The 25,735-nt window shown below is 70.7% G+C and carries 23 protein-coding genes and 5 tRNA genes; 16 read left to right on the forward strand and 12 right to left on the reverse strand.

Annotation, left to right across the window (positions count from 1 at the left end; genetic code table 11):
* Positions 1-4: 4 nt before the first annotated feature.
* A complete protein-coding gene (locus KBX00_RS20475) occupies positions 5-205 on the reverse strand; it encodes a hypothetical protein (RefSeq protein WP_210829325.1) in 201 nt (66 codons plus the stop codon).
* The gene (gene bioB, locus KBX00_RS20480; protein ID WP_210829328.1) at positions 202-1,197 is read right to left on the reverse strand and encodes a biotin synthase BioB; all 996 of its coding nucleotides are present in this window, start codon (positions 1,195-1,197) and stop codon (positions 202-204) included. Before bioB ends, KBX00_RS20475 begins: the two co-directional genes overlap by 4 nt.
* Positions 1,198-1,361: 164 nt before the next feature.
* Here bioB and KBX00_RS20485 point away from each other — a divergent pair, with 164 nt between their 5' ends.
* From KBX00_RS20485 to KBX00_RS20500, 4 genes are read left to right on the forward strand one after another with little or no spacing between them, the layout of a single operon-like run.
* Positions 1,362-2,498: an 8-amino-7-oxononanoate synthase gene (locus KBX00_RS20485; protein ID WP_210829486.1), complete on the forward strand. Its 1,137-nt coding sequence runs from the start codon at positions 1,362-1,364 to the stop codon at positions 2,496-2,498.
* A complete protein-coding gene (gene bioD / locus KBX00_RS20490; protein WP_210829330.1) occupies positions 2,495-3,223 on the forward strand; it encodes a dethiobiotin synthase in 729 nt (242 codons plus the stop codon). Before KBX00_RS20485 ends, bioD begins: the two co-directional genes overlap by 4 nt.
* Before the next feature lie 58 nt (positions 3,224-3,281).
* Entirely contained in the window at positions 3,282-4,874 is a 1,593-nt protein-coding gene (locus tag KBX00_RS20495) for a histidine kinase (protein ID WP_307868971.1), read from the forward strand.
* Entirely contained in the window at positions 4,871-5,548 is a 678-nt protein-coding gene (locus KBX00_RS20500) for a response regulator transcription factor (RefSeq protein ID WP_210829332.1), read from the forward strand. Before KBX00_RS20495 ends, KBX00_RS20500 begins: the two co-directional genes overlap by 4 nt.
* 20 nt (positions 5,549-5,568) lie before the next feature.
* Here KBX00_RS20500 and KBX00_RS20505 read toward each other — a convergent pair whose 3' ends face one another.
* From KBX00_RS20505 to KBX00_RS20520, 4 genes are all read right to left on the reverse strand, one after another.
* Positions 5,569-6,321 carry an ABC transporter permease gene (locus KBX00_RS20505; RefSeq protein ID WP_210829340.1) on the reverse strand — a complete coding sequence of 251 codons (753 nt, stop codon included), beginning with the start codon at positions 6,319-6,321 and terminating at the stop codon, positions 5,569-5,571.
* Entirely contained in the window at positions 6,318-7,244 is a 927-nt protein-coding gene (locus KBX00_RS20510) for an ATP-binding cassette domain-containing protein (protein WP_210829344.1), read from the reverse strand. The genes KBX00_RS20505 and KBX00_RS20510 overlap by 4 nt, the downstream gene beginning before the upstream one ends.
* Before the next feature lie 85 nt (positions 7,245-7,329).
* On the reverse strand, positions 7,330-8,508 hold the full coding sequence (locus KBX00_RS20515; protein ID WP_210829346.1) for a cytochrome P450: 1,179 nt from the start codon (positions 8,506-8,508) through the stop codon (positions 7,330-7,332).
* Between the two features lie 9 nt (positions 8,509-8,517).
* Positions 8,518-9,186, reverse strand: a complete 669-nt coding sequence (locus tag KBX00_RS20520; protein WP_210829348.1) for a methyltransferase — start codon at positions 9,184-9,186, stop codon at positions 8,518-8,520.
* Between the two features lie 176 nt (positions 9,187-9,362).
* Here KBX00_RS20520 and KBX00_RS20525 point away from each other — a divergent pair, with 176 nt between their 5' ends.
* Positions 9,363-10,259 (forward strand): hypothetical protein, encoded by an 897-nt coding sequence (locus tag KBX00_RS20525; RefSeq protein ID WP_210829350.1) that lies wholly within the window; start codon positions 9,363-9,365, stop codon positions 10,257-10,259.
* Between the two features lie 54 nt (positions 10,260-10,313).
* On the opposite strand, the gene KBX00_RS20530 is transcribed toward KBX00_RS20525, so the two are convergent.
* Positions 10,314-10,889 carry a TIGR03086 family metal-binding protein gene (locus KBX00_RS20530; RefSeq protein ID WP_210829352.1) on the reverse strand — a complete coding sequence of 192 codons (576 nt, stop codon included), beginning with the start codon at positions 10,887-10,889 and terminating at the stop codon, positions 10,314-10,316.
* 92 nt (positions 10,890-10,981) lie between these two features.
* Entirely contained in the window at positions 10,982-11,584 is a 603-nt protein-coding gene (locus tag KBX00_RS20535) for a TetR/AcrR family transcriptional regulator (protein ID WP_210829354.1), read from the reverse strand.
* A gap of 175 nt (positions 11,585-11,759) precedes the next feature.
* Here KBX00_RS20535 and KBX00_RS20540 point away from each other — a divergent pair.
* The 5 genes from KBX00_RS20540 to KBX00_RS20560 all read left to right on the forward strand — a co-directional run bounded on the left by KBX00_RS20540 (position 11,760) and on the right by KBX00_RS20560 (position 13,978).
* Positions 11,760-11,832 (forward strand) — tRNA-Gly (locus tag KBX00_RS20540).
* Between the two features lie 34 nt (positions 11,833-11,866).
* Positions 11,867-11,937: transfer RNA gene (locus tag KBX00_RS20545), tRNA-Cys, on the forward strand.
* A 15-nt stretch (positions 11,938-11,952) separates the two neighbouring features.
* A tRNA-Val gene (locus tag KBX00_RS20550) sits at positions 11,953-12,027 on the forward strand.
* 137 nt (positions 12,028-12,164) lie between these two features.
* A complete protein-coding gene (locus KBX00_RS20555; RefSeq protein WP_210829355.1) occupies positions 12,165-12,761 on the forward strand; it encodes a PadR family transcriptional regulator in 597 nt (198 codons plus the stop codon).
* A complete protein-coding gene (locus KBX00_RS20560; RefSeq protein WP_210829356.1) occupies positions 12,758-13,978 on the forward strand; it encodes an FAD-dependent monooxygenase in 1,221 nt (406 codons plus the stop codon). Before KBX00_RS20555 ends, KBX00_RS20560 begins: the two co-directional genes overlap by 4 nt.
* 82 nt (positions 13,979-14,060) lie before the next feature.
* Here KBX00_RS20560 and KBX00_RS20565 read toward each other — a convergent pair whose 3' ends face one another.
* On the reverse strand, positions 14,061-14,306 hold the full coding sequence (locus KBX00_RS20565) for a DUF6458 family protein (RefSeq protein WP_210829357.1): 246 nt from the start codon (positions 14,304-14,306) through the stop codon (positions 14,061-14,063).
* Positions 14,307-14,461: 155 nt separating this feature from the next.
* Between KBX00_RS20565 and KBX00_RS20570 the strand changes: the two genes are divergently transcribed.
* The 4 genes from KBX00_RS20570 (at position 14,462) to KBX00_RS20585 (ending at position 18,880) form a co-directional block, all read left to right on the forward strand.
* Positions 14,462-14,534: transfer RNA gene (locus KBX00_RS20570), tRNA-Gly, on the forward strand.
* Positions 14,535-14,573: 39 nt separating this feature from the next.
* Positions 14,574-14,645 (forward strand) — tRNA-Val (locus KBX00_RS20575).
* 703 nt (positions 14,646-15,348) lie between these two features.
* Positions 15,349-17,718 (forward strand): alpha/beta hydrolase-fold protein, encoded by a 2,370-nt coding sequence (locus KBX00_RS20580; protein ID WP_210829359.1) that lies wholly within the window; start codon positions 15,349-15,351, stop codon positions 17,716-17,718.
* 145 nt (positions 17,719-17,863) lie between these two features.
* Positions 17,864-18,880 carry a LacI family DNA-binding transcriptional regulator gene (locus KBX00_RS20585; RefSeq protein WP_301548318.1) on the forward strand — a complete coding sequence of 339 codons (1,017 nt, stop codon included), beginning with the start codon at positions 17,864-17,866 and terminating at the stop codon, positions 18,878-18,880.
* A 115-nt stretch (positions 18,881-18,995) separates the two neighbouring features.
* Here the strand turns inward: KBX00_RS20585 and KBX00_RS20590 are convergent, their stop codons facing one another.
* From KBX00_RS20590 to KBX00_RS20600, 3 genes are all read right to left on the reverse strand, one after another.
* On the reverse strand, positions 18,996-19,664 hold the full coding sequence (locus tag KBX00_RS20590; RefSeq protein WP_210829361.1) for a polysaccharide deacetylase family protein: 669 nt from the start codon (positions 19,662-19,664) through the stop codon (positions 18,996-18,998).
* Between the two features lie 98 nt (positions 19,665-19,762).
* Positions 19,763-20,956 carry an endo-1,4-beta-xylanase gene (locus KBX00_RS20595; RefSeq protein ID WP_210829363.1) on the reverse strand — a complete coding sequence of 398 codons (1,194 nt, stop codon included), beginning with the start codon at positions 20,954-20,956 and terminating at the stop codon, positions 19,763-19,765.
* A 430-nt stretch (positions 20,957-21,386) separates the two neighbouring features.
* A complete protein-coding gene (locus KBX00_RS20600) occupies positions 21,387-23,009 on the reverse strand; it encodes a glycoside hydrolase family 43 protein (RefSeq protein WP_210829365.1) in 1,623 nt (540 codons plus the stop codon).
* Positions 23,010-23,261: 252 nt separating this feature from the next.
* Between KBX00_RS20600 and KBX00_RS20605 the strand changes: the two genes are divergently transcribed.
* Entirely contained in the window at positions 23,262-24,554 is a 1,293-nt protein-coding gene (locus KBX00_RS20605) for an extracellular solute-binding protein (protein WP_210829378.1), read from the forward strand.
* A gap of 99 nt (positions 24,555-24,653) precedes the next feature.
* Positions 24,654-25,691 (forward strand): LacI family DNA-binding transcriptional regulator, encoded by a 1,038-nt coding sequence (locus KBX00_RS20610; protein ID WP_210829380.1) that lies wholly within the window; start codon positions 24,654-24,656, stop codon positions 25,689-25,691.
* The last annotated feature ends 44 nt before the right edge of the window (positions 25,692-25,735 follow it).

Below are 25,735 nucleotides of genomic sequence, written 5' to 3' on the forward strand. Positions count from 1 at the left end.
CCGCTCAGCTCCGAATCTCGCCGTGCTCGACGCAGATCGCCGACCAGCCGACCGGCAGCACCTGCACCTTCATCCGGCGCCGGCACCGGGCGCAGTATCGGGGCGGCTCCAGGGCGCGGGCCGCCGCACACTGCTCGTGTGCGCCGGCCGCCGCCGCTTGCCCGCACCTGTCGCACCAGGTCTGACCCGCCACTGCCACCGTCACAGGGTCGCCGACAGCGCCTTGACCGGCATCTTCAGCTCGTCCAGCAGCTTGAGATCGTCGGTGGCCGGCCGACCGAGGGTGGTCAGGTAGTTGCCGACGATCACCGCGTTGATGCCGCCGAGCAGCCCGTCGCGGGTGCCGAGATCACCCAGGGTGATCTCCCGGCCGCCCGCGTACCGCAGGATGGTGCGCGGCATGGCCAGCCGGAACGCGGCGATGGCCCGCAGCGCGTCCCTGCCCTCGACCACCGGACGGTCACCCAGCGGCGTGCCGGGCCGAGGGTTGAGGAAGTTCAGCGGCACCTCGTGCGGATCCAGCTCGGCGAGCTGCGCGGCGAACTCGGCCCGCTGCTCGACCGTCTCGCCGAGGCCGAGGATGCCGCCGCAGCAGACCTCCATGCCGGATTCGCGGACCATCCGCAGGGTCTCCCACCGCTCCTCCCAGGAGTGGGTGGTGACCACGTTCGGGAAGTACGACCGGCAGGTCTCCAGGTTGTGGTTGTAGCGGTGCACGTCCATGTCGACCAGCTCGTCCACCTGCTCCTGGGTGAGCATGCCGAGCGAGGCGGCGACCTGGATGTCGACCTCGGCCCTGATCGCGTCGACGCCCTCACGCAGCTGCTTCATCAGCCGGGCGTCCGGACCGCGGACGGCGGCCACGATGCAGAACTCCGTCGCGCCGGTCGCGGCGGTCTGCTTCGCCGCCTGGACCAGCGAGGGGATGTCCAGCCAGACCGACCGCACCGGTGAGGTGAACAGGCCGGACTGGGAACAGAAGTGGCAGTCCTCCGGGCAGCCGCCGGTCTTCAGCGACACGATGCCCTCGACCTCGACCTCCGGGCCGCACCAGCGCATCCGCACGTCGTGGGCGAGCTGGAGGGTGGCGGACAGGTGCTCGTCGGGCAGGTTCAGCACGGCGAGGACACCGGCCTCGTCGAGACCGATGCCGTTGTGCAGCACCTGGTCCCGGGCCTGGTCGAGGATCTCTGGCATGGCACGTACCCTACAAGGCCGCCGCGCCGCCCGGTCCGACCCGGCCGCCCGGTGGCTCAGCGCGGCGAGCCGTACGCCGCCACGCCGGTGCGGGCATCCCGGGTGGTAACTTCGCCCGGCGGAAGCGCCTGACGGGCGGGAACCGGCGGGGAAGGGACGTGGCGGTGGCGGACTGGCTGGCGGCACTGGACCGCCGCGCCGAGCTACGGGCGAAGGCGGGGTTGACCCGCCGGCTGCATCCGCGCGCCGCCGATGACGGCGTGGTCGACCTGGCCGGCAACGACTACCTGGGCCTGGCCGCGCACCCCGAGGTGACCGCCGCCGCCGCGCAGGCTCTTGCCGCGTACGGGCTGGGTGCGACCGGTTCACGGCTGGTCCGCGGCTCCACCGACGTCCACCACACGCTTGAGGACACGATCGCCGACTGGCTCGGCTCCGACCGGTCGCTCGTCTTCTCCTCCGGGTACCTGGCCAACCTCGGTGCGATCCGCGCGCTGGTGCGTCCCCGTACGCTGCTGATCTCCGACGCGCACAACCACGCCTCACTCATCGACGGTTGCCGGATCTCCGGTGCGGAGACCGTGGTGACCCCGCACGCCGACGTGGCGGCGGTCGCCGCCGCCCTGCGGGCCGCGCCGGGCCGGCCGGCGGTGGTGGTCACCGAGTCGGTCTTCTCCGTCGACGGTGACCTCGCACCGCTGGCGCGGCTGCACGCCACCGCCCGCGAACACGGCGCGTTGCTGCTCGTCGACGACGCGCACGCGCTGGGCGTGCTCGGCCCGGACGGCGCCGGCGCGGTGGCCGGGGCCGGACTGACCGGCGAACCCGACGTAGTGGTCACCGCGACGCTGTCCAAGGCGCTCGGCGGGGCCGGTGGTGTGGTGGCCGGCCCGGCCGAGCTCGTCCGGCACCTGGTGGAGACCGCGCGGACCTTCATCTACGACACCGCCCTGCCGCCCGTGGTGGCGGCCGGGGTGCGGGCCGCCGTCGGGCTGGCGCGCTCCGGCGCCGGCCTGCGCGCCGAGCTGGCCGAGCGGGCCGCCGTCGCGGTCGACCGGCTGCGCGCCGCCGGCCTGGACGTCTCCGCTGCCGACGCCGCCGTTGTCTCGGTCACCGCACCCAGCCCGGAGGCGGCGACGGCGTGGGCCGCCGCCTGCCGGGACCGGGGGGTGGCGGTCGGCTGCTTCCGTCCGCCCTCCACCCCCGACAGCCGGTCGAGGCTGCGGCTGACGATCAGTGCCGGGGTGCCCCGGGGGGACTTCGAACATGCCCTGGAGGTCATCGTGGAAAGTGCGCCATGACGGATCAGTGGCGTGGACCGGTGCTGGTCACCGGGACCGACACCGAGGTCGGCAAGACTGTGGTGACCGCGGCGATCACCGCCGCGGCGCAGGCGGCCGGGCTGCGGGTCGCGGTGGTCAAACCGGGCCAGACCGGTACGGCCACCGGCGACCCCGCCGACGTCGAGACGGTCGCCCGGCTGGCCGCCCCGATGACCGGTCGTACGCTGGCCAGCTTCCCGGACCCGCTCGCGCCGCTGGCCGCCGCCCGGGTGGCCGAGCTGCCACCGCTGGAGCTGTACAACGCGGTGGACGCGGTGCGGGACGAGGCCGAGAAGCACGATCTGGTGCTGGTCGAGGGGGCCGGCGGGCTGCTCGTGCCGATGGGGCTGCGGCCCTCCGGCGAGCCGTGGACGGTCGCCGACCTGGCCGTGTCGCTCGGCGCCGCGGCGGTGGTGGTGGCCCGTGCCGGTCTGGGCACCCTGAACCACACCGCGCTCACCCTGGAGGCCCTCGAACGGCGGGCCGTGCCGGCGGGCGTGGTGATCGGTGCCTGGCCGACCGAGCCGGAACTGGTGCACTGGGCGAACCTGAGCGACCTGCTGCCGAACCTGCTCGGTGCGCTGCCGGCCGGCGCCGGGTCGATGGACCCGGGAGTGTTCCGGCGCTCCGCGCCGGGCTGGCTCACCCCGGCGCTGTACGGCGTCCTCGACGACTGGCGTGCCTGGGCCGACGAGACCACCTGAGCCGACCTGCCGATCTGCTGACTTTCGTCAGTGCCCACCTCGATCGGGGGTGGGTAGCGTGACTGCTGTGCACAAGAGGTGGCGTGACCTGCTGCTCTGGGCGGTGCTGGCCGCGCCGTTCGGGTACGTCGGTGCCACTCCGCCGCACTCCCGCGACGCAGTGGTGTCGCTGCTCATCGGCCTGAGCGGGGTCGGTGTCGCGGTCGCGGTCAGCCGGCGGCTGCCGCTTGTCGCCCTGCTCGTGGTGGTGCTCGGCACGCTGCTCGACGGGAACTTTGTCTTCGCCATCCCGGTGTTCAGCTACCTGGCTGGCCGACGCAGCTCCCGTACGCTGCCGGTGGCCGCGGTCTTCGCGCTGATCGCGGCCGGTGGCACGGTGCTCAACCTCGGGCTGCTCGGCACCGGAATGGCCACCTGGTTTCTGCTCGCCACGGTGCTGCTGTTCGCGGGCGTCTTTCCCTGGCTGATCGGCAGGTACCGGCGGCAGCAGGCCGCGCTTGTCGACGCCGGTCGCCGCTACGAGCAGGCTCGCGCGCACGAGCGACAGGGGGAGGCGGAACGGATCCGGTTGCGTGAGCGGGCCCGCATCGCGCGGGAGATGCACGACTCGCTCGGGCACTCGCTGAGCCTGATCGCGCTGCGTGCCGCCGCACTGGAACTCGCCGACGGACTCGATCCCCGGCACCGCGCAGCCGCCGGGGAGGTACGGGCCAGCGTGGCCGAGGCGACCGAGCGGTTGCACGGGATCATCGGGTTGCTTCGTGAGGAGACCGCACCGGTCACCACCCGTCCCGCCGGGGAGGACATCGCCGACCTGGTCGACGGCGCGCGGGAGGCCGGCATGGCGGTGCGACTGGACCTACGGGACCTGTCGCCGGATCCGCATGAGGCGCCGTCGGGTCTGCTGGACGTGTCGCCGGCCCTGCCCGAGTTGACGTCGCACGCCGCGTATGGGTTGGTCCGCGAGGCGCTGACGAACGCCGCCCGGTACGCGCCCGGAGCGGAGGTGACGGTCAGCCTGATCCGGCGGATGGACTGTGTGCTGGTCGAGGTGGTGAACGAGTCGCCGCCGGCCGGCCCGCTGCCGGGACCGCCGGCCACCGGCTCCGGCCTGCTCGCCCTGGCCGAACGGGTCCGGCTCGCCGGTGGCTCGCTCAGCGCCGACGCCCGCCCGCAGGGCGGCTTCGCCGTCCGAGCCCGGCTACCCGTATCGGCCCCCACCGCTGTGAACGCTGACGCCGCGCTCGCGGCCGGGGTCGACGTGACCGACCTGCCCGACGTGTCGCCGGCCGGCTCGGGTGCTGCGGCTGGCGGCCGCCACCCGGCCGGCGCGGCAGCCCGCCGGCAGGTCCGGCGCAGCCTGCTGGTGGCGCTCGGCGCACCGGTCGGCCTCACGCTGGCACTGTCGCTGATCTACTACCCGGTCGCCACCGTCGGCACGGTGCTGGACCGGAGCACCTTCGAGGAACTGCCGGTGGGTGTGGCCCGGGGCGACCTGGTTGGCCTGCCGCCCCGGCAGGTCGACCGGCCTGCCGGGGCCCGGCCGGACTGCGAGTACTACACCGACGGCAACTTCCCGTTGGCCCAGCCGACGTGGCGGTTGTGCTTCGCCGACGGGCGGCTGGTCAGCAAGGAACGGATGAACCGATGACGAGTTCCCCGTCGGAGCCGGTACGGGTGCTGTTGGCCGACGACGAGGCGATGATCCGGGCCGGGGTCCGGGCGATCCTGGCCACCGACCCGGCCATCGAGGTCGTCGCCGAGGCCGGCGACGGCCGGACGGCTGTGGAACTGGTCCGGGCCCACCGGCCCCGGCTCGCCCTGCTGGACATCCGGATGCCGAAGCTGGACGGGCTCGCCGCCGCCGCCGAGATCCGCCGGTCGGTGCCGCAGACGGCGACCGTCATGCTCACCACGTTCGGCGAGGACGACCATGTGGCCCGGGCACTGGGTCACGGGGCCAGCGGCTTCCTGCTCAAGTCCGGCGACCCGCGGGAACTCATCGCCGGGGTGCACGCGGTCGCTGGCGGCGGCGCGTACCTGTCCCCGACCGTGGCTCGCCGGGTGATCGAGTTGGGCGGCGACCGGGTCGCCCGCCGACCCTTGGCCCAGGATCGGCTGGCCGGGCTGACCACTCGCGAGCGGGAGGTGCTGGCGCTGGTCGGAGCGGGACTGTCCAACGCCGAGATCGCCCGCCGGTTGTATCTGGTCGAGGGCACCGTGAAGACCTACCTGACCAGCATCTTCACCCGACTTGAGGTGCGTAACCGGGTGCAGGCCGCGATCCTCGCGTACGAGGCGGGGCTGGTCGAACCAGTCGAGTGAAACCAGCCCCGCCTGACCTCTCACGCGTCGCGTCTGCGTAGCGCTGCTCGGCCGGCCAGCAGTGCCACGGCGGCCCAGCCGGCGAGCAGCAGCAGCCCGACCGCCGGCGGGTACGGTTGCCCGTCGCCGGTCAGGAGGTGTTTGCCGGCCTCGCCCGGGAAGGCGTCGGCAATCCGGTGCAGCGCGGTGATGTCCGGCTCGCGCAACGACAGCGGCACGATCATCAGCACCGCGAGGAGCACCGTCAAGGTCAGCACGGCGCTGCGCAGCACGGCGCCGAGGCCGAGCGCGAGGACACCGATCAACGCCAGGTAGGCGGCCAGGGCGACCACATCGCGGAGGGTGCCGGCCACCGGCGCGGCGCCCCATTCGCCGAGCACCGGCGAAGCGACAAGCGCGCCGACGCCGCCGAGCAGCAATCCGAGCCCGAAGGTCACGGCCGCCGTCACCGCCGCCTTGGCCAGCAGTACCCGACCCCGCGACGGCGTGCACTGCAAGGTGGTGCGGATCGTCCCGGTGGTGAACTCGCTGGTGATCACCAGTAGGCCGAGGGCCAGCACGGCGTACTGGACCAGCTCCAGCGAATCGATAAGCACGCTGCCCAGCGGGACCACCCCGGCGTCGTCGCTCGGATCGTCGTTCGTGTTGCCGTTGGCGACGTAGATCGCCAGCTGTCCGGCGGTGGCGGCCATGAGCACCACCGCGGCGAGCACCGTCCACCAGGTGCTGCGTACCGTCCGGAGTTTGGTCCACTCCGCTCGGATCGTGGTCATGCCGCACCTCCCGCGCCGGCCGGGTACTCGACGTGGTCGGCGGTCAGGGCCATGAAGGCCCGCTCCAGGGACGCCTCGTGCGAGGTCAACTCGTGCAGGGGCACCCCGATGTCGTACGCCAGCTCGCCGACCCGCTCGACGGTGCTGCCGGTGACGGTCAGCTCGTCAGTTCCGCCGGACTCGACAACTGCACCGGCTGCGGTCAGTCGATCGGCGAGGGCAGCCAGCCCGGCCGGTCGCGGGCTGCGGACCCGTACGGCGAGTCCGCTACCGGCGATCACCTGGGCGGTCGGCGCGTCGGCGATCAGCCGGCCCTGGCCGAGCACCACCAACCAGTCCGCGGTCTGCTGCATCTCGCTCATCAGGTGGCTGGAGATCAGCACGGTCCGGCCCTCGGCGGCCAGCGACCGGCTGAGCTGCCGGATCCAGCGCACCCCGTCCGGGTCGAGGCCGTTCACCGGTTCGTCGAACATCAGCACCGCCGGGTCACCGAGCAGCGCACCGGCGATGCCGAGCCGCTGCCCCATGCCGAGGGAGAGCGCGCGAGCCGGCTTCGCCGCCGCCCGACCGTCAAGCCCTACGGTGGCGAGCACCTCGTCCACCCGGCGTTCCGGTATGCCGTTGCTGGCGGCCATCGCGGACAGGTGGGCCCGGCCGGAGCGGGCGGGATGCAGGGCCCGCGCGTCAAGCAGCGCACCGATCTCGTGCAGTGGCCGGCGCAGCTCGCGGTACGGTCGCCCGCCGATCAGCGCCTGGCCGGCGGTGGGCCGGTCCAGTCCCAGGATCAGCCGCATGGTGGTCGACTTGCCGGCGCCGTTCGGCCCGAGGAAGCCGGTGACCCGGCCGGGAGCGATGTCGACGGTCAGCTCGTCGACCGCGGTGGTCTCCCCGAACCGCTTGGTCAACGCACGTAACGTAATCATGCCCGGACGGTAGGTCCGCGACTGCCCGGCCCACCGTGCCCGAAAGGCACCACCGGGCACTGACTTTCGTCAACTGACGCCCGGGTCAGCGGCGGACGACGAAGGCGTCGGGCATCCGGAAGGTGAGATTGTCGGGGTAGTGGGGCGGGCGCAGCACGCGCACCCCGGACAGCAGCGGCGCGGCCTCGCGCACCAGCGTGGTGGCTTCCATCCGGGCGAGTTGGTCGCCGACGCAGCGGTGCACGCCCGCCCCGAAGGCCAGGTGCCGGCGTGACCCGCGCTGCCCCGGTCGGAACTCGTCCGGCGACTGCACGACCGCCGGATCGCGTCCGGCGCCGGCCAGCCACAGCACCACACTGGTGCCCGCCGGCACCACCGTCCCGCCCAGCGTGGTGTCCACGGCGGCGACCCGCCGCCAGGTGACGATCGGCGGTTCCAGTCGCAGCCCCTCCTCCACCACGTCAGCGACGTCGACTGAGCCGTCGCGCAGCCCGGCGAGCACCGCCGGCTCACCGGTGAGCCGATGCAGCAGCAGGGTGAGGAACTGCGAGGTGGTTTCCTGCCCGGCGACCAGCAGGAAGAACAGCGCGCCGACGACCACGTCGGGCGGGTGCCCGGCGGTGCGCAGGGCCGCGACCAGGCCGTCGCCGGTGGCCGCGAACTCCCGCAGCAGCCGGTGGAAACGCCCCACCTCGGCGGCGAGCGCCTGCTGCCGGTCGGCGTCCAGCGGTGCCCAGAAGAGTTCCAGCGCCGCGCGGGCGAACTCCTTCACCGCCGCGAGGGGCGCGTCGGGCAGGTCGACCAGCCGGGCCAGGACCAGCAGCGGCAGGTCGGCGGCGAGGCCCGCGTGCAGGTCGACGGGTGCGCCGGTGTCCAGGGCGGCGGACAGCCCGGCGACCCGCTGCCGGACCAGCGTGGCCAGCCAGTCCCGTTGGGCGGCCACCCGGGTCGGGTGCAGGGCCTCGGCGATCAGGGCGCGGATGGCGGGGTGGCTGGCACCACCGTTGTTGGCCAGCGTCGGCGGCAGCCTGAACCGGTGGGCGGCGAGTACCCGCAGCGCGGCCACCGGCATCGGGGTGACCGCGTCCAGCGCGTTGTCGGGTCGGAACGTGGTGGGGTCGGTGAGCACCTGCCGGACCAGAGCGTGCCGGGTCACCAGCAGGTGCTCGACGCCCACGTGGTCGACGACCCGGGCCACGTCGGGCCAGTGCGCGACGCCGACCCCGGTACCGGCCGGGGCCTGCTCCCAGCTGCGGAACAGCACGGCGTCACGCTAGTCGGCCGCCGTCGGCCGCCCGGCGCGCAACCGCCACACCGTGGTGTGCTTCACCCGTATGCTCTCCAGCGCCTCGCTCACCGGCACCTGGTAGGCGGCGAGTTCATCGAAGCGTTCGCGGGGCAGGAAGGCTCGTCCCGGGTCGCCTACCAGCACCGCAGCCCCGTTCCGGGCGGCGCGCAGCAGGAACCGCAGCACCCGGTTGGTCATCGCCTCGCTGTAGAAGACGTCACCGGCCAGGACCACCTCGGCGTCGCCCGCGTCGCCGTCGAGGATGTCGCCGAGTTCGGCGTCGACGCGTACCCCGTTGGCCTCGGCGTTGAGCGCGACGGCCGCGACGGCCAGTTCGTCGATCTCCGCGGCGCGGACGGCGGCCGCGCCGGCCCGGGCGGCGGCGATGGCGACCAGGCCGGAGCCGGCGGCCAGGTCGAGTACCCGGCGCCCGGTGACCGTCTCCGGGTGGTCGGTGACGTAGCGCGCCAGGCCCTGGCCGCCGGCCCAGGCGAAGGCCCAGAACGGTGGCGGCCGGTCGCTGCTGAACTCACCCTCGGTCAGCTCCCACAACCCGATCGGCTCGTCCGCCTGGTGCAAGCGCACCTCGGGGACGAAGGCGACGGGCGTGAGCCGGGCGTGCAGCCGGACGAAGGCGGCGGAGAGCGCGGACATCCGGTGATTGTCCACCGTCACCGTGCTCGGCGTGTCGCGGGTGATCCGTAGGCGGTTCAATACCGTACGTGAAATCGGGCATCTTGCTTCACGGTACGTGCGAACACGCCCGTCTACCGGGTGGCTTGCCGCGCTCCTAGCGTTGCCGATGGAGGCGACCAACGGGAGGGCGGATCGTGAAGAGGCTGTGGCGTCACACGCTACGGATCGGGGTGGCACTGGCATGTCTCACCGGGGTGGGCTTCGCCATGGTCGCGCCGGCGCACGCGGCGTTCGCCACCGAACTCGGCGGCCTGCCGGAACAGTTCACCGCCGGTGGGCGGGTGGCGACGGTCTCCGCTGTGGTGTCCCGCGACGATCAGGGTGACTGCATCAAGGTGCGCTGGTCGTTGGTGCTGGGTGTGCAGGGGTTGCGACTGGACCAGGTGCGGGTGGACCGGATCGAGGAGACCGGTTCGTTCCCGGTGGAGGTGCGTGCCGAGGGTGACGCGGCCAGGTTGACCGACCGTCGGCTCGACCCGGGCACGTTGTGCCCGGGACGTACGGTCACCGCGCAGTACCGGATCGCGTTCGATCGGGACGTCGACCGGGGGCGGGTGAGCCTCGCCGCTGAGGCGTACGACCGGAACCTGCGGTTGCTGTCCCGGCAGACAGCGACCCGCGAGGTGGTGGGTCGGGGCGGGCAGGCCCGTCCCACGACCGCGCCACCCACCCCGTCGCCGCCGCCGACGGAGGAACCGACCGAGGAACCGACCGAGGTGCCGACGGTGGATCCGACCGAGGAGGAGAGCGGCCCCGCCGACGACGCGGGGTACGCGGGTGGGGTCGCCGACCCGCCGGCCGCCGATGCGGCCGGCAACCAGACCGGCAGCGGGCTCGGTCTGACCGAGGTGGCCTTCCTCCTCGGTGGTCTGCTGCTCTTCCTCGGGGTGGGCCTGCTGCTGCGGCTGCGGCAGCTCACTCGTGAGCCCGAGCCCGCCGTCGACGGTCCGACGCCCGGCCGTTGGGAACGACGGCCGGACCCACGCAGCCGGTGGCGGACGGTACCCCGCGACGACGGCTACCTGAGTTGACCCGGGCCGCGGTGGGCGCGGTCTCGAACCGGCCCACCGTGGCGTCGCGTCACGTCACGGGGCCCAGTCCGGGTTCCGCCCGAAGGCGGCAAGGAGCCGGTCCTGTTCGTCGGACCCGGCGGGCAGCTCGACCTCGGGTTCGACGAGCCCGTTGCGCCGGTAGTCCTCGACGTGGCGGGAGTACCAGCGGGCCGCCTCGGCCACCGCGTCGGCGTCCATCGTCGGGTCGGCGCCGATCGCCACCGCCAGGTCCCAGCCGTGTACGAGATGTTCGGCCAGCAGCTGGTGCAGGTACTCCTCGGCCGGGGTGGCGCCGGCCGACAGGTGCACGGTCCGGTCCAGCGCGCCCGGGCTGGTGGCGGCGACCTCGGCCTGTGCGGCGGCCTCGCGGGCGACCTCGATCGGGTCGGTGCCGAGCTGGTCGCCGTCATAGCGGTCACCGACCTCGTCGATGGTGCGTCCGGCGAGCAGCGGCACGCTCCAGCGCTCCTCGCTGACCACGTGGTTGACAAGTGTGCGGACGTTCCAGCCGGGGCAGGGGGTGGCGGCCGACCATTGTCCGGGGTGTACCTGTTCCACCCGGTCGGTGAACTCGGCCAGACTGCGCCGGTACGTCTTCAGCAGCTCCATGTCGCAGTTGTTCCCGTCGGCGGCGCGGGTAACCCGCCGGATTCGGTGGCACGAGTAACGGTCGGCTGCCCCCGGCCGCCGACCGCGCCTGCCTACTCCAGCTGCTCGGGGTCCAGCCCGAGTTCGCGGGCGGTCACCAGGCGTACCCACTCGGCGAACTGCCGGCGGGAGATCACCCGGTCGTGCACCGCGAGCTGCACCGCCAGGCCGTCCATCACGGCGCTGATCCGCCAGGCGGCACCGGCCGGGTCGGTGCAGACGAAGCTGCCCTCCCGGACCCCGTCGGCGATCACCGTGGCCAGGTCCTGCCGCCACCGTAGGTCCAGCTTGCGGGAGACCTTCTCCAGCTCGGGGGTGCGCAGCGACTCCGCCCAGCCGTCGATCCACATGGACCAGGAGGTGGCGCGCCCGGCCGGGGTGTAGAGGCGCAGGATGCGACGGAGCTTGGTCAGCGGCGGGGCGCTGGAGCGGGTGACCGCGTCGAGTCGGGCCAGATCCTGCTCGACCGCGTACGCGAAGGCCTGGGCGAGCAGCCGCTCCTTCGTGGCAAAGTGGTAGAAGACAAGTGCCTGGCTCACCCCGGCGGCCTGCGCCACATCAGCCGTGCGGGTGTTCGCCAACCCGCGCTGCCCGATCACGTCACATGCGGTGCGGAGCAGGGCATCCAGGCGGATTTCCGCCGCACGTCTCGTCACGTCCGTCACCGTATCCGATCGAAACGGATACGGCGGGTCACCAAACCCCTGTTGATCCGGCTTGCGACAGTCGGAAGCCGGACAGTTCCGGACTCGCCGGGACGGGAGCCCGATTTGGCATCCGATCCGCCGCTCGGCTAGAGTTCTCATCCGTCACCGGGTACGCCCGGGGCGTGCGGACGTAGCGCAGCTGGTAGCGCATCACCTTGCCAAGGTGAGGGTCGCGGGTTCGAATCCCGTCGTCCGCTCGGAGCTGCCGCCACGTGTGACGGGGGCAACCTCGGTGGGGTGGCCGAGAGGCGAGGCAACGGCCTGCAAAGCCGTGTACGCGGGTTCAAATCCCGTCCCCACCTCGGTAAGAACAGCAAGGGCGATTGGCGCAGTGGGAGCGCGCTTCCTTGACACGGAAGAGGTCACTGGTTCAAACCCAGTATCGCCCACCAGCAGATCCAGCAGTTGACGGCCCGTTACCGGAGATCCGGTAGCGGGCCTTTCGCATTCTCTCCGGCATGCCGCCTCGGCAGCGGGTTGACGACACAATAGTCAGTCCTGGATAGTCAGTCCTGACTAAGGAGTGCTGGTGGAGCGACGTCGGAGAGTGCCCAACCCGCTGGCCCTGGCCGTGCTGGCCTGGCTGATGTGGGAGCCGATGCACCCCTACGAACTGGGCCGACGACTCAAGCAGACCGGTCAGGACAAGCTCATCCGGTACACCCGCAGCTCGCTCTACATGGTCATCGAGCAACTCGCCCGAGCCGGTTTCGTCGCCGCGCAGGAGACCGTCCGCGACACCGCCCGGCCCGAACGGACGGTGTACGCGATCACCGACGAGGGCCGCCACGAGGTGCTCGACTGGCTGCGGTCCCTGCTGGCCCAGCCCCGCCAGGAGCATCCGCACTTCGCCGTCGCGCTGTCGCTGCTCAGCCTGCTTCCGCCCGACGAGGCGGTGGAGGTGCTGCGCCGCCGGTCGGCGGCGCTGGCCGGTCGGATCGAGGAGACCCGCACGACCATCGACGAGGCGCGCGCCGACGGTGTCGGGTGGATCTTCCTGGTCGAGGAGCAGTACGCGCTCGCGCTGCTGGAGGCGGAGCGCCGGTTCGTCACCGAGTTGATCGAGTCCCTCAAGCAGCCGGACTACGCGAAGTCCTGGCAGGAGACCATGGGAGGTCGCGCATGACAGCCGTCCGAACCGCGCTGGTGATCGGCGGCGGAATCGCCGGTCCGGTGACCGCGATGGCGCTACGTCGTGCCGGAATCGAGGCCACCGTCCACGAGGCGTACCCGTCGGCGACCGAGGGGAGCGGGGTCACCCTGACCCTCGCGCCGAACGGACTGGCCGCGTTGCGCTCGGTCGATGCCGAGCGACCCGTCGAGCGTGTCGGCCTGCCCATGCGACGCACCGTGGTCACCGACGGTCGCGGGGGCCGCATCGGTGCCTTCCCCCACGTGACGGTGGAGCCGGTCACCCTCGGGCTGTGGCGCGACGACCTGGCCCGGGTGCTGCGCGAATGCGCCGAGGCGCAGGGCGTGCACATCGCGTACGACAAGCGGTTGGTCGACGCCGAGCAGCGCGGCGACGGCGTACTCGCCCGGTTCGCCGACGGCTCCACGGCCAGCGCCGACGTGCTGGTCGGAGCGGACGGCATCCGGTCCCGGGTGCGTACGCTCATCGACCCGCAGGCACCCGGGCCGCAGGTGCTGCCGCTGCTGAACCTCGGCGGCGCGGCCCGGTACGCGGTGCCCGACGCCGACCCGGAGGCGATGTACTTCGTCTTCGGCTCCCGGGCCTTCTTCGGCTACTGGGTGCAGCCCGACGGCCGCACCGCCTGGTTCGCCAACGTTCCGGACCGCCGGCCGACCAGCTACGCCGAGGCGAGCCGGATCCCGCGACCGCAGTGGTTGCACCGGCTCCGCGAGGTGTACGCCGACGACGTGCCGGCCCGGCAGGTGCTCGCCCACACCGAGCCGGACGACCTGGTGGCCATCGGATCGATCGAGAGCATGCCGTCGGTGCCGCGTTGGCACGGCGGCCGGATGGTGCTGGTGGGTGACGCGGTGCACGCGCCGTCGCCCAGTTCCGGCCAGGGCGCGTCGCTGGCCGTGGAGAGCGCCGTGCAGCTGGCCCGCTGCCTGCGGGACCACCGTGACGTGCCGGCCGCGTTAGCCGCGTACGAGCGGTTGCGTCGGGTGCGGGTGGAGAAGGTGCTCCGGCGGGGTCGGCAGACGACCTCCACCAAGACGGTCGGCCCGATCGCGAAACGGATGATGCGGATCATGATGCCGCTGGCGTTGCGTACCTTCCTCAACCAGGAGCGGACGCTCGGCCCGGAGCAGCGCTACCGGATCGACTGGGACGCGCCGGTCACCACGGAACTGGCCACCGGCCGCTCCTGAGTCGACGAGCTGCGCGCGCCGCGCCGGGTCGCCGACGCGTCGCGGTGGCGGCCCCCGTACGGTGACCGCCACCGCCCGCCGGTCACATCGGCGGCGTGACGTCCCGCCGCTCCTCGACCCGGCGGTACTCCACCGGCTCGTCGGTGGTGGTGGTGGCCGGCTGGCGACGGCGGCCCCAGACGAGCGTGGTCAGGATCAGGCCGAGTACGCCGGCGGCCATCAGGATCCAGCCGACCACGTCAAGATCGAGCCCGCCGATGCTGGCGTTGACCGCGAAGGTGAGGATGGCGCCGAGCGCCAACAGAAAGATGCTGGTACCGATACCCATGACAGCCTCCTTTGTCCGGGGGGTGCGGTGTGCTGTCGGGAGGGGTCTGTACCCGGGTCAGGAGCGGCGCAATCACCGGCCGTCCCGGGGGTGGCGTCCCCAGCGATCTTGTCATCGGGTACAGTGGGCCCGTTCCCGGCGCTTGTCGGGAGCAGGCGGACGTAGCGCAGCTGGTAGCGCATCACCTTGCCAAGGTGAGGGTCGCGGGTTCGAATCCCGTCGTCCGCTCGCGGTTCGGCCACACCTGCCGGTGTCGCCGATCTCCACGGGCGATTGGCGCAGTGGGAGCGCGCTTCCTTGACACGGAAGAGGTCACTGGTTCAAACCCAGTATCGCCCACCCGAAACGCGCGTACCCAGACGTAGCCCGCGCTGGCGGTGAAGCCGCTGGTCAGGTCGTTCTTGGGTGGTTCGTGCAGACAGTTCTTGTACGCCTTCGGGGCCAGGCCCCGGGAGGTTGTCGGGCTTCGGCTGCGATCTGATTGACCTGTCCGTGTGCGCCGCGCGGCATTCGGTGTCCTGTGAACGGCGGGCCCGGCGACAGTTCGGTTTCTGCACGCAACCGTCGGCGAGTACCTCGGCGTCCGCGCGCTGGAGCGGGAACTGGCCGAACACCTCGAGGACGACATTCGACAGCGCCGCCGCAGCCGGGTCGCGCGCCCGTGGGTGACCCCTTCGCTGTCGGGAGAAGTCCGGCGATGTCGAGTACAACGTCCACCACGGAGGTCGTGGGGCATGAAGAGGTGTCTTGCCATTCGCTCTACACCGGTGTAGGAAATGTATTGACTGCTGTGGATGTAGTCCGTCGCGGCTGTCGGGAAGGTCTCGGTGGCCGATCTCGATGGCGAGGCGCGTGCCTTCGATGCGGGAGGCCTTGACGCTCTGAGAGGAGCAGCAACGCGATGTCACACAGCAGGGGCACCCGAATGACCAGCCTTGTCGCAGCTGCGGCTTTGGTGGCGGTGTCAGTCAACGCGGCCGCCCCGGCGGCTGCCGCGACCGACACGTGGCATTCGAACGACGACGTCTATCACTATTTCAAGGTGCCGCAGTCGCAGGCCAGCAGCATCGTCGGCGGAACGCCGGCAACGCTCGAACTGGAGGCGAACATCGGCCCGAGCGGCACCTGGTCGGCGCTCGCGCTCGACCCGAGCGGCTCGGACTACGCCGCGAACGTCGGTCCGCTCGAGCCCGGGCTGTACCACTACCAGTACACCGCGACCATGCAGGACAGGTCGAAGGTGTCCTTCCGTCAGCCGGGCAGCCCGGTGGCGGTGACGTCGAAGCCAAGCTGGAACACCTTCTTCGTACCGGGTGAGTCGGTCGCGTGGATGGACGACATCGCTGCGGGCGGGACGGTGGAGGAACTGTCCTACCCGAGCGCGACGGCGGCGGAGGACCGTACCGCCTTGGTGTGGACGCCACCCGGCTACGACTCCGCCCGGGCCGAGGCGTACCCGGTCCTGTACCTGCTGAGCAGCGAGGGCCAGACAGCTCGTGAGTGGCTGGAACTTGGCCGGGCGAAGCAGATCCTCGACAACCTGGTCGCAGGCCGGGACGCCAAGCCGATGGTGGTCGTGATGGCTGACGCCAATTCCGCCGACCCCCGCGCCGAGCTGCTCACTGCCATCGTCCCCGCAGCACGGGCCGGCTACAACATCTCGTCTCGGCCCAAGAGTCAGGCGCTGGCCGGTGTCGCCACGGGTGCCGAGCAGGCGATCAGCATCCTCCGTAGCGATCCCGGCGCATTCGCCTACGTCGGTTCCTTCTCCGGCTCTGTCGACGGCCGGATCACCAGGGCGGCGGCCAAGGCGATCAACAAGGGCACCAAACTGCTCCGGGTGTACGTCGGCAACACGCTCGATCCGTCCTACAACGACAACTACGACCTGCTGGTGGGCCTGAAGAGGTCCGGAGTGAAGTTCGAGTTCGACGGCGTCAACCCCGACGACGGCGCCACCTGGGATGCGTGGCGGGCGAATCTGCGAGACTTCGCCGCTCGGCTCTTCGGACAGAAGGTCGTCCGCCACGGTGCCAGCAAGGGACACCGCGCGCTGACCCGGCCGTACGAGCCTCCGGCGGCCGGGTCGATCACGACCCCGCACATCGACCCGCACGGCATCGTCACGTTCGAGACCGGCACCCAGTGGGCTGGCGCGAAGGACGTCACGATCTGGGGAAACTGGGCTCCGAATGGCCAGTGGTTCCGGATCCCGATGGACAAGCAGCCCGACGGCCGCTGGCGCACGACGATTGGACCGCTCGACGGCTACTACTACTACCGGTACGTGGTCGACGGCGTCGACGAGAAGGACCCCGCCGACACCGTCAACACCCACGTGATGGAGTCGCAGCTTTTCGTGCCAGGCGAGTCCGATGCGATGCTGGCCGATGTCCCCGAAGGCAGGGGCGGCGAGGTCGCGCTGATGACCTACGACGGAGGCCAGGGCGCAGAGCGCTACGCGTACGTGTGGACGCCGCCAGGCTACGATCCTGACCGCGAAGCTGCCTACCCGGTGCTGTACCTGTACCACGGCGGGGGCCAGAACTACGGCAGTTGGCTCGAGACCGGGCGGGCCAGGCAGATTCTCGACAACCACTACCTCAACGGGACAATGGTGCCGATGGTCGTGGTCATGCCCGACCAGAATGGCGTCGACTTCTGGACCGACCTCAGCCAGCACGTGATGCCAACCGCGGCGGACAAGTACAACATCTCGACTGATCCGGATGAGCAGGCGCTCGCCGGTCTGTCGTGGGGAGGCATGAACACCCTCAGCACGTGGCTCAGCCACCCGGGCGAGTTCGCCTACGTCGGTGTCTTCTCGGGGTTCCTGTTCTCCTACCCCAGCGGCGTCGACGCCGAGGCGATCAACGAAGGCACCAAGCTGGCAAGGCTGTACTCCGGTGACGTCGACTTCACGTACACGTTCACCCAGAACACGATGCAGTGGCTGACCTCCCAGGGCATCGAGTACGAGTACGCCGGCACCTGGGTCGGACCGCATGGCTTCGACATCTGGATGGCGGATCTGATCGACTTCGTGCCGCGGATCTTCGCGCCTGAGTACCGGTTCGGCGGGGTGCGGCCACCATTGGCCGGCGACGGCTCCGACATCGTCAAAGCCGGACGCGCCGTGCCGGTCAAGTTCACCCTGACCGACGCAGACGGCGAGACGGTCACCGACGCGCGGCCGCGCCTCTACCTCGTGAAGAAGACCGACGGTGTGGCCGGCAACCGCGTTCCGGCAACACCTGTGCGAAAGAGGGCGGACAACACCGCGCGCTACAGCGCTGGCAGAGCCCAGTACATCTTCAACTGGAACACCAGCGGGCTCGCCCGGGGTGCCTACGAGTTGCAGATCGACCCGGTCCGCGGCTCCGTTCACACCATCGCCCTGACCATCAACTGACCTCGCGTCACGCGGCTGGCCCGCCCCGGATCGGGCGGGCCGGCCGCTGCGTCCGGGGGTCGTGAATGGGGCGACTTATACGCTGGCCGCGAATCGACGAGCGGCGGGAGAGGCCGTGGCACGCAAGACCAACGGGTCGGCGACGATGCGCGACGTTGCCCGACTCGCCGGGGTGTCGATCAAGACGGTGTCCAACATTCTCAACGGCTATCAGTACGTGCGTCCGGAAACCCGCGAGCGGGTGGACAACGCGATCCGTGAGCTGGGCTACCACGTGAATGTGTCGGCGCGGAACCTGAGCCGAGGCCGGACCGGGGCGATCGCTCTGGTGCTGCCGTCGCTGCGCGTTGTGTACTTCGCCGAACTTGCGGACGCTGTCATGCGAGAGGCGTCCAGGCGAGGCCTGACCGTCTTCATCGAGCAGACCAACGCTGAGCGCGACCGCGAGTTGCGGGTACTGGACGGCAGCTACCGGTCACGCTTCGACGGCGTGCTGTACTCCCCGCTCGCGCTGGGCCAGAAAGACCTCCCGCTGTTCGACGTCGACTTCCCCCTCGTGCTCCTGGGTGAGCGGGTGTTCGATGGCGGCCTCGACCACGTCACGATGAGCAACGTCGAGGGAGCACGTGCGGCGACCGAGCACGTCCTGGACCGGGGTGCGACCACGGTAGTTCCCCTGGGAGTCAAGGACGACCCGTCGCCGAGCAGCGGAACGCTGCGATTCCAGGGCTTCCGGGACGCCCTCCGGTCACGAGGGCTCGACGTCGACCCACGCGCGACCATCGGTGTACCCGACTATTTCCACTCCACCGGCGCCACGACGATCGCTCGCATCCTGGACAGCGGCGTCAAGCCCGACGCGGTTGTGGCGTTCGCCGACACACTCGCGCTGGGTGCGCTCGCCGCCTTTCAGGACCGCGGCCTACGGGTTCCCGAGGACGTCCTGCTGATCGGCTTCGACAACATCGACGAAGCGAACTATTCTCGACCTCCGCTGAGCACCATCGACCCCGGCCGCGACGTGATCGCACACCAGGCAGTCGTCCTGTTGGAAGAGCGGATCCAGCTCCAGTTCGACGGTGTGCCGCGAGAGGAACAGCCGGCGCCCCGGAGGATGGTCGTCGACTTCGAACTGATCCAGAGGCAGTCGACGCTGCGCTGAGGCCGTCCTGCCACACCGGTTGCGCAATTGCTACGACGGCGCCAGTCGGCGTACTGCTGTGACTGGCACATCTGGGCCGTGAACTGGGAACAACGCGGTTCCTATTCGGCGATCCTCAGCGACCGTCGGCGCTGGTGGGCAGGGCGAAGCGCCAGCCGTCCGCGTGCAGGGTGGGGATGGCCCGGTCGACGGCGTCGACGGTCTGGCTGCGGTCGCCGCCGCCGTCATGCAGCAGCACCACCGCGCCCGGTGCGACACCCTCGACGAGACGCCGCAGCAGTTCGTCGGTACCGGGCGGCTCCCAGTCGGTGACGGCGAGCCGCCAGGCCATCGGCCGCATCCCGAGCGCCGTGGCCACGCCGGGCGTCTGGCCCCAGGTTCCGTACGGTGCCCGGAAATAGGGGACCCGGACGTGCGGGACGGCGTGGCGGATGACCGCGTTGGTCTCCAGCAGGTCCGAGGCGATCCGGCCGGCGGTCCAGGAACCCATGTCGTCGTGGTGCATGCTGTGGTTGCCCAGCGCGTGCCCGGCCGCGACGATTCGGCGTACCAGCTCGGGGTGCTCGATGACCCGGTCGCCCTGAAGGAAGAAGACCGCCCGCACGTGGTGGGCGGCCAGGACGTCGAGCAGGCGCGGGGTGTGCTCCGGGTGCGGTCCGTCGTCGAAGGTGAGGCAGATGACCCGCTCGGTGCCGATCACCTCGGTGGGGCGTACCGGTGGCGGTCCGACGTCCAACCTGGACGCGGCACGCGGTGGGCGCAGGGGCTGCGTGGTGGACGACATCGGTCGGACCTTCCGCTGGGTGGTGGGCCGTGTGGGGCGCCGAGCGCCCCACACGGCCCGCTGGTGGTGGATGGCTGGTCCGCCCGCCGTGACGAGGGTCAGCGGCGGGGCTTGGGTGCGATGCGGGGCAGGACGAACGGCGGGCCGGCGAGGATCAGGTCAGACTTGATCTCGTGGTAGGCCAGCTTGGGCTGGTAGTTCTCGTCCATGATGGTGGCCAGGCCCTCCGGCGGGTCGTCGAACCAGCCCGGCACCCAGGAGTGCTTGTCGCTGAAGCCCCAGACGGTGTACGAGAGGCAGCTGCGGACGAGCAGGCAGGCCTTCATCAGCACGCTGTGGTTGGCGGCCGACGCCTGCAACCTCGGGTTGATCTCCTCGGAGTTGCCGGCCTGGACCGCCTCGGTCATCTGGCTGCGGACGTCGACCTCGGTGAACGCGGTCGCCACGCCGAGCGAGGTGAACTTCTTCAGCGCCTCGGTGACCTGGAAGGTGTTGAAGTTGCCGTACTGGGTGCCGAGGTGGCCCTGTGCGCCGACCCCGTCGATCGGTACGCCCTGGGCGCGCAGCCGCTTGACCATGTCGTAGACGAACTGGGTCTTGTCGTCGGCCGGGTTGCCGGAGCCGAACGCCTCGATGTTGTAGTCGTTGTAGAACAGCAGCGCCCTGGGGTCGGCGGCGCGGGCCCACCGGAACGCGTCGGCGATGTAGCCGGGCCCGAGGTTCTCGGCCCAGAAACCCTTGTAGTGCAGGGTGGGCGGGGTGTCCCAGGGGTCGCTGACCGCCTCGTTGACGACATCCCACTGCCAGATCTTGCCCTTGTAGCGCTTGACCACCGTGGTGATGTGCTTGCGCAGCAGCTCGCGCAGCTCCTGCTTGCTGATGGAGCCGTCGGCGACGCCTTCGGTCAGCCACTGCGGCAACTGGTTGTGCCAGACGAGTACGTGACCCCGTACGCTCTGGCGGTTGCGCTTGGCGAAGTTGACCAGTTGGTCGGCCGGCTCCCAGTTGTAGGTGCCGCGGGTGGGTTCGAGGCTCTCCCACTTCATGGCGTTCTCGGCGGTGACCGAGACGAACTCGGAGGCGGCGATCTTGCGGTACTCCGGGTCGGCGGTGTCGTTCAGGGCGTCCGCGCTGACCGCGGTCCCGATCTGCAGGCCATGGCGCAGGCCGAGGGCGCCCAGGGTCTGTGCGGTCGGGTCGTATGGCCGGCCGGCCGTGGCCGGCACCATGTTCAATGTCGCTGCGGTCGCGACGGCGACCGCACCGACGGCCATCCACCGTCTCAACTTCATCTGCATTCCTCTCGATCTTCGATCGACATAAGTCGATCATGAAGTGCCGGGTTCGGGCCGGTGCTGAGCAGGTTGGCAGCGTTGCGTGGCGCGCTGGGCCGGACGTGGCATGTGCCCGGGAGGAGCGCCGATATTTTTCCGGATGTCGATCGGTAACTTGGCCGAAACGTTAGGGCTATCGATGCCCGCAGTCAACCACGAAAAATTCCGGAAGTCGGTCGTATGCACTGCTGGAACGTCCGGTTTACAACCGGAAACTTCCGGATCCAACCTCCGGCTTCGCGGCCCGGCTGAGCCGCCGAACATCGCGCGGAAAGTGGCCGGGCCGGCTCGCTCCCGCGGGTTCCGTGGACGGGGTCGAGCCGGCCCGGGGCCCTGGACCCGGTCGGCAGCGGGTCGATCGGTCGGCGTGGCGGCAGGTCGATGCAGATCAGTGTTCGAGGTAGGTGGCGTGGTCGAAGTCGGCGTAGCGGCCGTCGCCGCCGATGTCCTGCACCCAGAGGCCGAGCAGGGCGCCGGTGAAGCCCCAGGCCGCCGGCTCGCCGTCGACGATCCGGGCCGCGTGTTCGTCCGAGAGGATGGTGGCGTCCAGTTCCACCGGCAGTCGTCGCCAACCGTCACCCAGGTCGTACGCGAAGTGCAGCACCGGGCCGTCGAAGGTGACCCGCAGGCCCACCCGCAGCCGGCCGCCGGTGTCGACGGTCAGCTGTGGATACGCGGTGCGGTGGCCACCGTCGCAGCTGAGCAGCTCCAGCACGGACCGTCCGTCGTCGGCCCGGGTCAGGTAGAGGTGGTGCCAGTTCTCGGTGTTGTAGTAACCGGTGATGCCCGCCAGGTGCCGGTGGTCGCCCGGGTCGAACTCGACGACGGTCTCCAGCGAGCAACGAACCGCGCCCACCGGCCGCGCGACCAGGCTCGGCGTCTGCTTACCGACGGGGGACTGGCCGCCGTGCACCCGCAGATACGACGGGCGGGAGCGCAGGTCGATCCAGTCGTCCGTCGCCGGTCGACGCAGGGTCGACCAGCCGGCACCCAGTCGCGGAGCGTCGAAGTGGTCGGTGGCCGGCTCGTCGGGCCACGGATGGGCCGGCAGGTCCGGGGCGGGGATCTCGTCGGCCGGCACCCGGCCGGACACGCACGGCCAGCCGCCCGGCGACCAGTCGACCTTCTGTATCGCGGTCTCCCGACCGAGGACGCAGTTGCCGAGCGGAGTGTAGGGACGGGCCACCAGATGAGCCAGGTACCACTCGCCGTGCTGGGTGCGTACCAGGCTGCCGTGGCCGGCCTTCTGCAGCGTCAGGTCCGGGCGGCCGACCGAGGTGAGCAGCGGCCCGGCCGGGTCCACCTCGTACGGTCCGAACAGCTCCCGCGACCGGGCCACCGTGACCTGGTGCTCCCAGCTGGTGCCGCCCTCGGCGGTGACCAGCCAGTACCAGCCGTCGTGCCGGTAGAGGTGCGGTCCCTCGGTCAGACCGACCTCGGTGCCGGTGAAGATGATCCGGGGTCGGCCGACCAGTTGCCGCCGGGCCGGGTCATACTGCTGAATCTCGATGCCACCGAAGCGGTCGCGCCCCGGCCGCCAGTCAGCACTCATCGCCAGTAGCCAGGAGGTGCCGTCGTCGTCGTGGAACAGCGCGGCGTCGAAGCCGTGCGAGTGCAGCCGTACCGGGTCCGACCACGGTCCCGTGATGCTCGGCGCGGTGGTGAGGAAGTTCTGTGCGTCCCAGTAACCGCTGGCGAAGCTGGCGACGTCGCTGTAGACAAGGTGGAACAGCCCGTCGTGGTACGTGAGGTCGGGTGCCCAGATCCCGTTGGAGTCGCCGCAGCCGCGCAGGTCGAGCAGGCGGCGTTCGGTGATGATGCCACCGAGTTCCCGCCAGTGGACGAGATCGTTCGAGTGGTGCACCCGTACGCCGGGATACCACTCGAAGGTCGAGGTCGCCAGATAGTAGTCATCGTCGACCCGCAGGATGGACGGGTCCGGATGAAAGCCGGTCAGGACAGGGTTGCGGATCGACCGGGCGATTGCCACGTCTGCGATCTCGGTCGACATGTTCGACTCCTTCAGGTCACGATCCCGGTTTCTTCTCGGAAATACTCCGGAAATGCCAGGATGGCGCTCACGGTATCGGCTGACGTCCGCTCGCGACACCCCCTTGACCGGCGACGCAAGGCCGTCGTAACGTGCCGGCCATCACGTCGAAAATATCGGTATCGAAGCGAAACTTGCGATCCCGCTTTCATGACCGCCGCTGATCGCGGCGGTGTTCCCTCCGCGTTACTACGCCTCCCGAAGGGATGAACCATGACATCGCACCTCACCCGCCGGTCGCTGTTGGGGCTGGCCGGCGCGGGCGCCGGCGCGCTCCTGCTCGGCGCCTGCGGGGATGGGGACGGCGGCGCCTCCGCGAGCCCGCAGAAGATCAGATGGTGGCACGTCCAGGACGCCGAGCCGATGCTCAGCGTCTGGGCTGATCTGGCCCGGCAGTACGAAGGCGCGCACACCCACGTCACGGTCGACGTGCAGCCGCTGGAGGTCGAGGCATTCAAGACCAAGCTGAACGGTGCGGTCGAGGCCGCGTTGCCGCCGGACCTGTTCCAGTCGTGGGGCGGCGGCGCACTGCAACAGCAGGTCGAGGCCGGCCTGGTCAAGGACATCACCAGCGAGGTCCAGGGGTGGATCGGGCAGTTGCTGCCCGCCTCGTTGCAGCCGTACACGGTGAACGACAAGATCTACGGAATCCCGTTCGACATCGGCATGGTCGGCTTCTGGTACAACCGGGACCATTTCGCCAAGGCCGGCATCGAGACGCCACCGAAGACCTGGAGCGAGCTGCTTGTGGCGGTCACCAAGCTCAAGGCCGTCAACATCGCCCCGATCGCGCTCGGCGGCAAGGACAAATGGCCCGGGCACTACTACTGGGCGTACCTGGCGATGCGGATCGGCGGCCTCGAAGCGCTGCAACGCGCGGCCGAGGACCGCAACTTCGACACCCCGGTCTTCGTCGCCGCCGGTGAACGCCTCCGGGAACTTGTCGACATGGAGCCGTTCCAGAAGGGCTACCTGCGCGCGGAGTACGGATCCGAGACCGGGCAGGCCGCGACGATGGGCAACGAGGAGGCCGCCATGGAGCTGATGGGCCAGTGGGCGCCGTCGATTCAGGCATCCTCCTCGACCAGCAAGCGTGGTCTCGGTGACCGGCTCGCTTTCTTCCCCTTCCCGGCCGTCGAGGACGGCAAGGGCTCGGCAACCGACGCGTTCGGCGGCGGCAACGGCTTCGTGGTCGGCCGTGACGCACCGCCGGCCACCGTTGACTTCCTGCGGACGTTGCTCCAGGCGAGGAACCAGCGCCGGGCCGCGCAGACCGGCGCGGTGCTGCCTACCAACCAGGCCGCGGCCGGCGGGATCAAGGACCTGAACAACCAGGTCGTGGCGGCGAACCTGGGCATCGCGACCGGCTTCCAGCTCTACCTCGACCAGGCGTACCCACCGGAGGTGGGCGCGCAGGTCAACGAGAGCGTGGCGCAGCTGATCGCGGGCACCAAGCGGCCGGACCAGATCGTCAAGGACATCACCAGGGTGGCCAAGAAGCAGTAGCGGGCGTCGCCGGCGCTCGGGCACCGCGCCGCCGCCGTTCGTCAGCTCGTCGGCGCTCCCGCCGGCAGCGTCGAGGAGTGAGCGAAGTATGGAGGGCGCATGGGTGCCAACGACAACCGGACAGTGACCATTGCGGCCATCGCCCGCCTTGCGGGGGTTTCGGTGCCGACGGTGTCCCGGGTGATCAATGGTCGTTCGGATGTGGCTCCGCAGACCCGGGAGCGGGTGGAGGAGTTGCTGACGCGGCACGGTTACCGGCGTCGGCCGCCGAGCATGCGGGCCAGCTCGGGGTTGGTGGACCTGGTCTTCAACGACCTGGACAGTCCGTGGGCGGTGGAGATCATCCGGGGTGTGGAGGATGTGGCGCACGCCGCCGGGGTGGGCACCGTCGTCTCGGCCATCCACCGGCGCTCGTCCTCGGCCAAGCAGTGGCTGGACAACATCCGCACCCGGTCCACCGAGGGGGTCATCTTCGTCACCTCCACCCTCGAACCGCCACAGCAGGCGGAGTTGCGCCGGCTCAACATCCCGGCCGTGATCGTCGACCCGGCGGGTGTCCCCGCCCAGGACGCGCCGACCATCGGCGCCACGAACTGGGCGGGGAGCCTGCGGGCGACGGAGTACCTGATCGGGCTGGGGCATCGGCGGATCGGGTTCATCGCGGGGCCGCCGCAGTTGATGTGCAGCCGGGCCCGGATGGACGGCTACCGGGCCGCGCTGGAGGCCGCCGGGATCCCGATCGACGACCGGTTGATCCAGGCGGGCAACTTCTACCACGAGGCCGGATTCTCCGCCGGGGCGCGGTTGCTGGGGTTGACCGAGCCGCCGACGGCGATCTTCGCGTCGAGCGACCAGATGGCGCTGGGCGTGTACGAGGCGGTCCGGCAACGGGGTCTGCGGGTACCGGACGACATCAGCGTGGTCGGCTTCGACGACCTGCCGGAGGTGCGGTGGTGCTCGCCGCCGCTGACCACGGTGCGGCAGCCGCTGGCCGAGATGGGCATGCTGGCGGCGCGGACGGTGCTGCGGCTGGCCCGGGGCGAGAAGGTGGAGAGCCCTCGGGTGGAACTCGCCACCGAACTCGTCATCCGGGACAGTTCGTGCGCGCCACGAGCCGACCGGGGGTCCGCGGAGTGAACTGCGCCAACTACCGATAGTCGAGTGAAATTTCCGGCACTAGG

Source organism: Micromonospora sp. C95 (genome assembly GCF_018070465.1).
GTDB lineage: Bacteria > Actinomycetota > Actinomycetes > Mycobacteriales > Micromonosporaceae > Micromonospora.

Bases quoted from the DNA above. Each gene is read 5' to 3' on its own strand.
- bioB (WP_210829328.1), bottom strand. From the start codon at position 1,197: ATGCCAGAGATCCTCGACCAGGCCCGGGACCAGGTGCTGCACAACGGC.
- bioD (WP_210829330.1), top strand. From the start codon at position 2,495: ATGACGGATCAGTGGCGTGGACCGGTGCTGGTCACCGGGACCGACACC.
- KBX00_RS20605 (WP_210829378.1), top strand. From the start codon at position 23,262: ATGACATCGCACCTCACCCGCCGGTCGCTGTTGGGGCTGGCCGGCGCG.
- KBX00_RS20560 (WP_210829356.1), top strand. From the start codon at position 12,758: ATGACAGCCGTCCGAACCGCGCTGGTGATCGGCGGCGGAATCGCCGGT.
- KBX00_RS20500 (WP_210829332.1), top strand. From the start codon at position 4,871: ATGACGAGTTCCCCGTCGGAGCCGGTACGGGTGCTGTTGGCCGACGAC.
- KBX00_RS20600 (WP_210829365.1), bottom strand. From the start codon at position 23,009: ATGTCGACCGAGATCGCAGACGTGGCAATCGCCCGGTCGATCCGCAAC.
- KBX00_RS20595 (WP_210829363.1), bottom strand. From the start codon at position 20,956: ATGAAGTTGAGACGGTGGATGGCCGTCGGTGCGGTCGCCGTCGCGACC.
- KBX00_RS20510 (WP_210829344.1), bottom strand. From the start codon at position 7,244: ATGATTACGTTACGTGCGTTGACCAAGCGGTTCGGGGAGACCACCGCG.
- KBX00_RS20565 (WP_210829357.1), bottom strand. From the start codon at position 14,306: ATGGGTATCGGTACCAGCATCTTTCTGTTGGCGCTCGGCGCCATCCTC.
- KBX00_RS20585 (WP_301548318.1), top strand. From the start codon at position 17,864: ATGCGCGACGTTGCCCGACTCGCCGGGGTGTCGATCAAGACGGTGTCC.
- KBX00_RS20590 (WP_210829361.1), bottom strand. From the start codon at position 19,664: ATGTCGTCCACCACGCAGCCCCTGCGCCCACCGCGTGCCGCGTCCAGG.
- KBX00_RS20610 (WP_210829380.1), top strand. From the start codon at position 24,654: ATGGGTGCCAACGACAACCGGACAGTGACCATTGCGGCCATCGCCCGC.
- KBX00_RS20505 (WP_210829340.1), bottom strand. From the start codon at position 6,321: ATGACCACGATCCGAGCGGAGTGGACCAAACTCCGGACGGTACGCAGC.
- KBX00_RS20530 (WP_210829352.1), bottom strand. From the start codon at position 10,889: ATGGAGCTGCTGAAGACGTACCGGCGCAGTCTGGCCGAGTTCACCGAC.
- KBX00_RS20520 (WP_210829348.1), bottom strand. From the start codon at position 9,186: ATGTCCGCGCTCTCCGCCGCCTTCGTCCGGCTGCACGCCCGGCTCACG.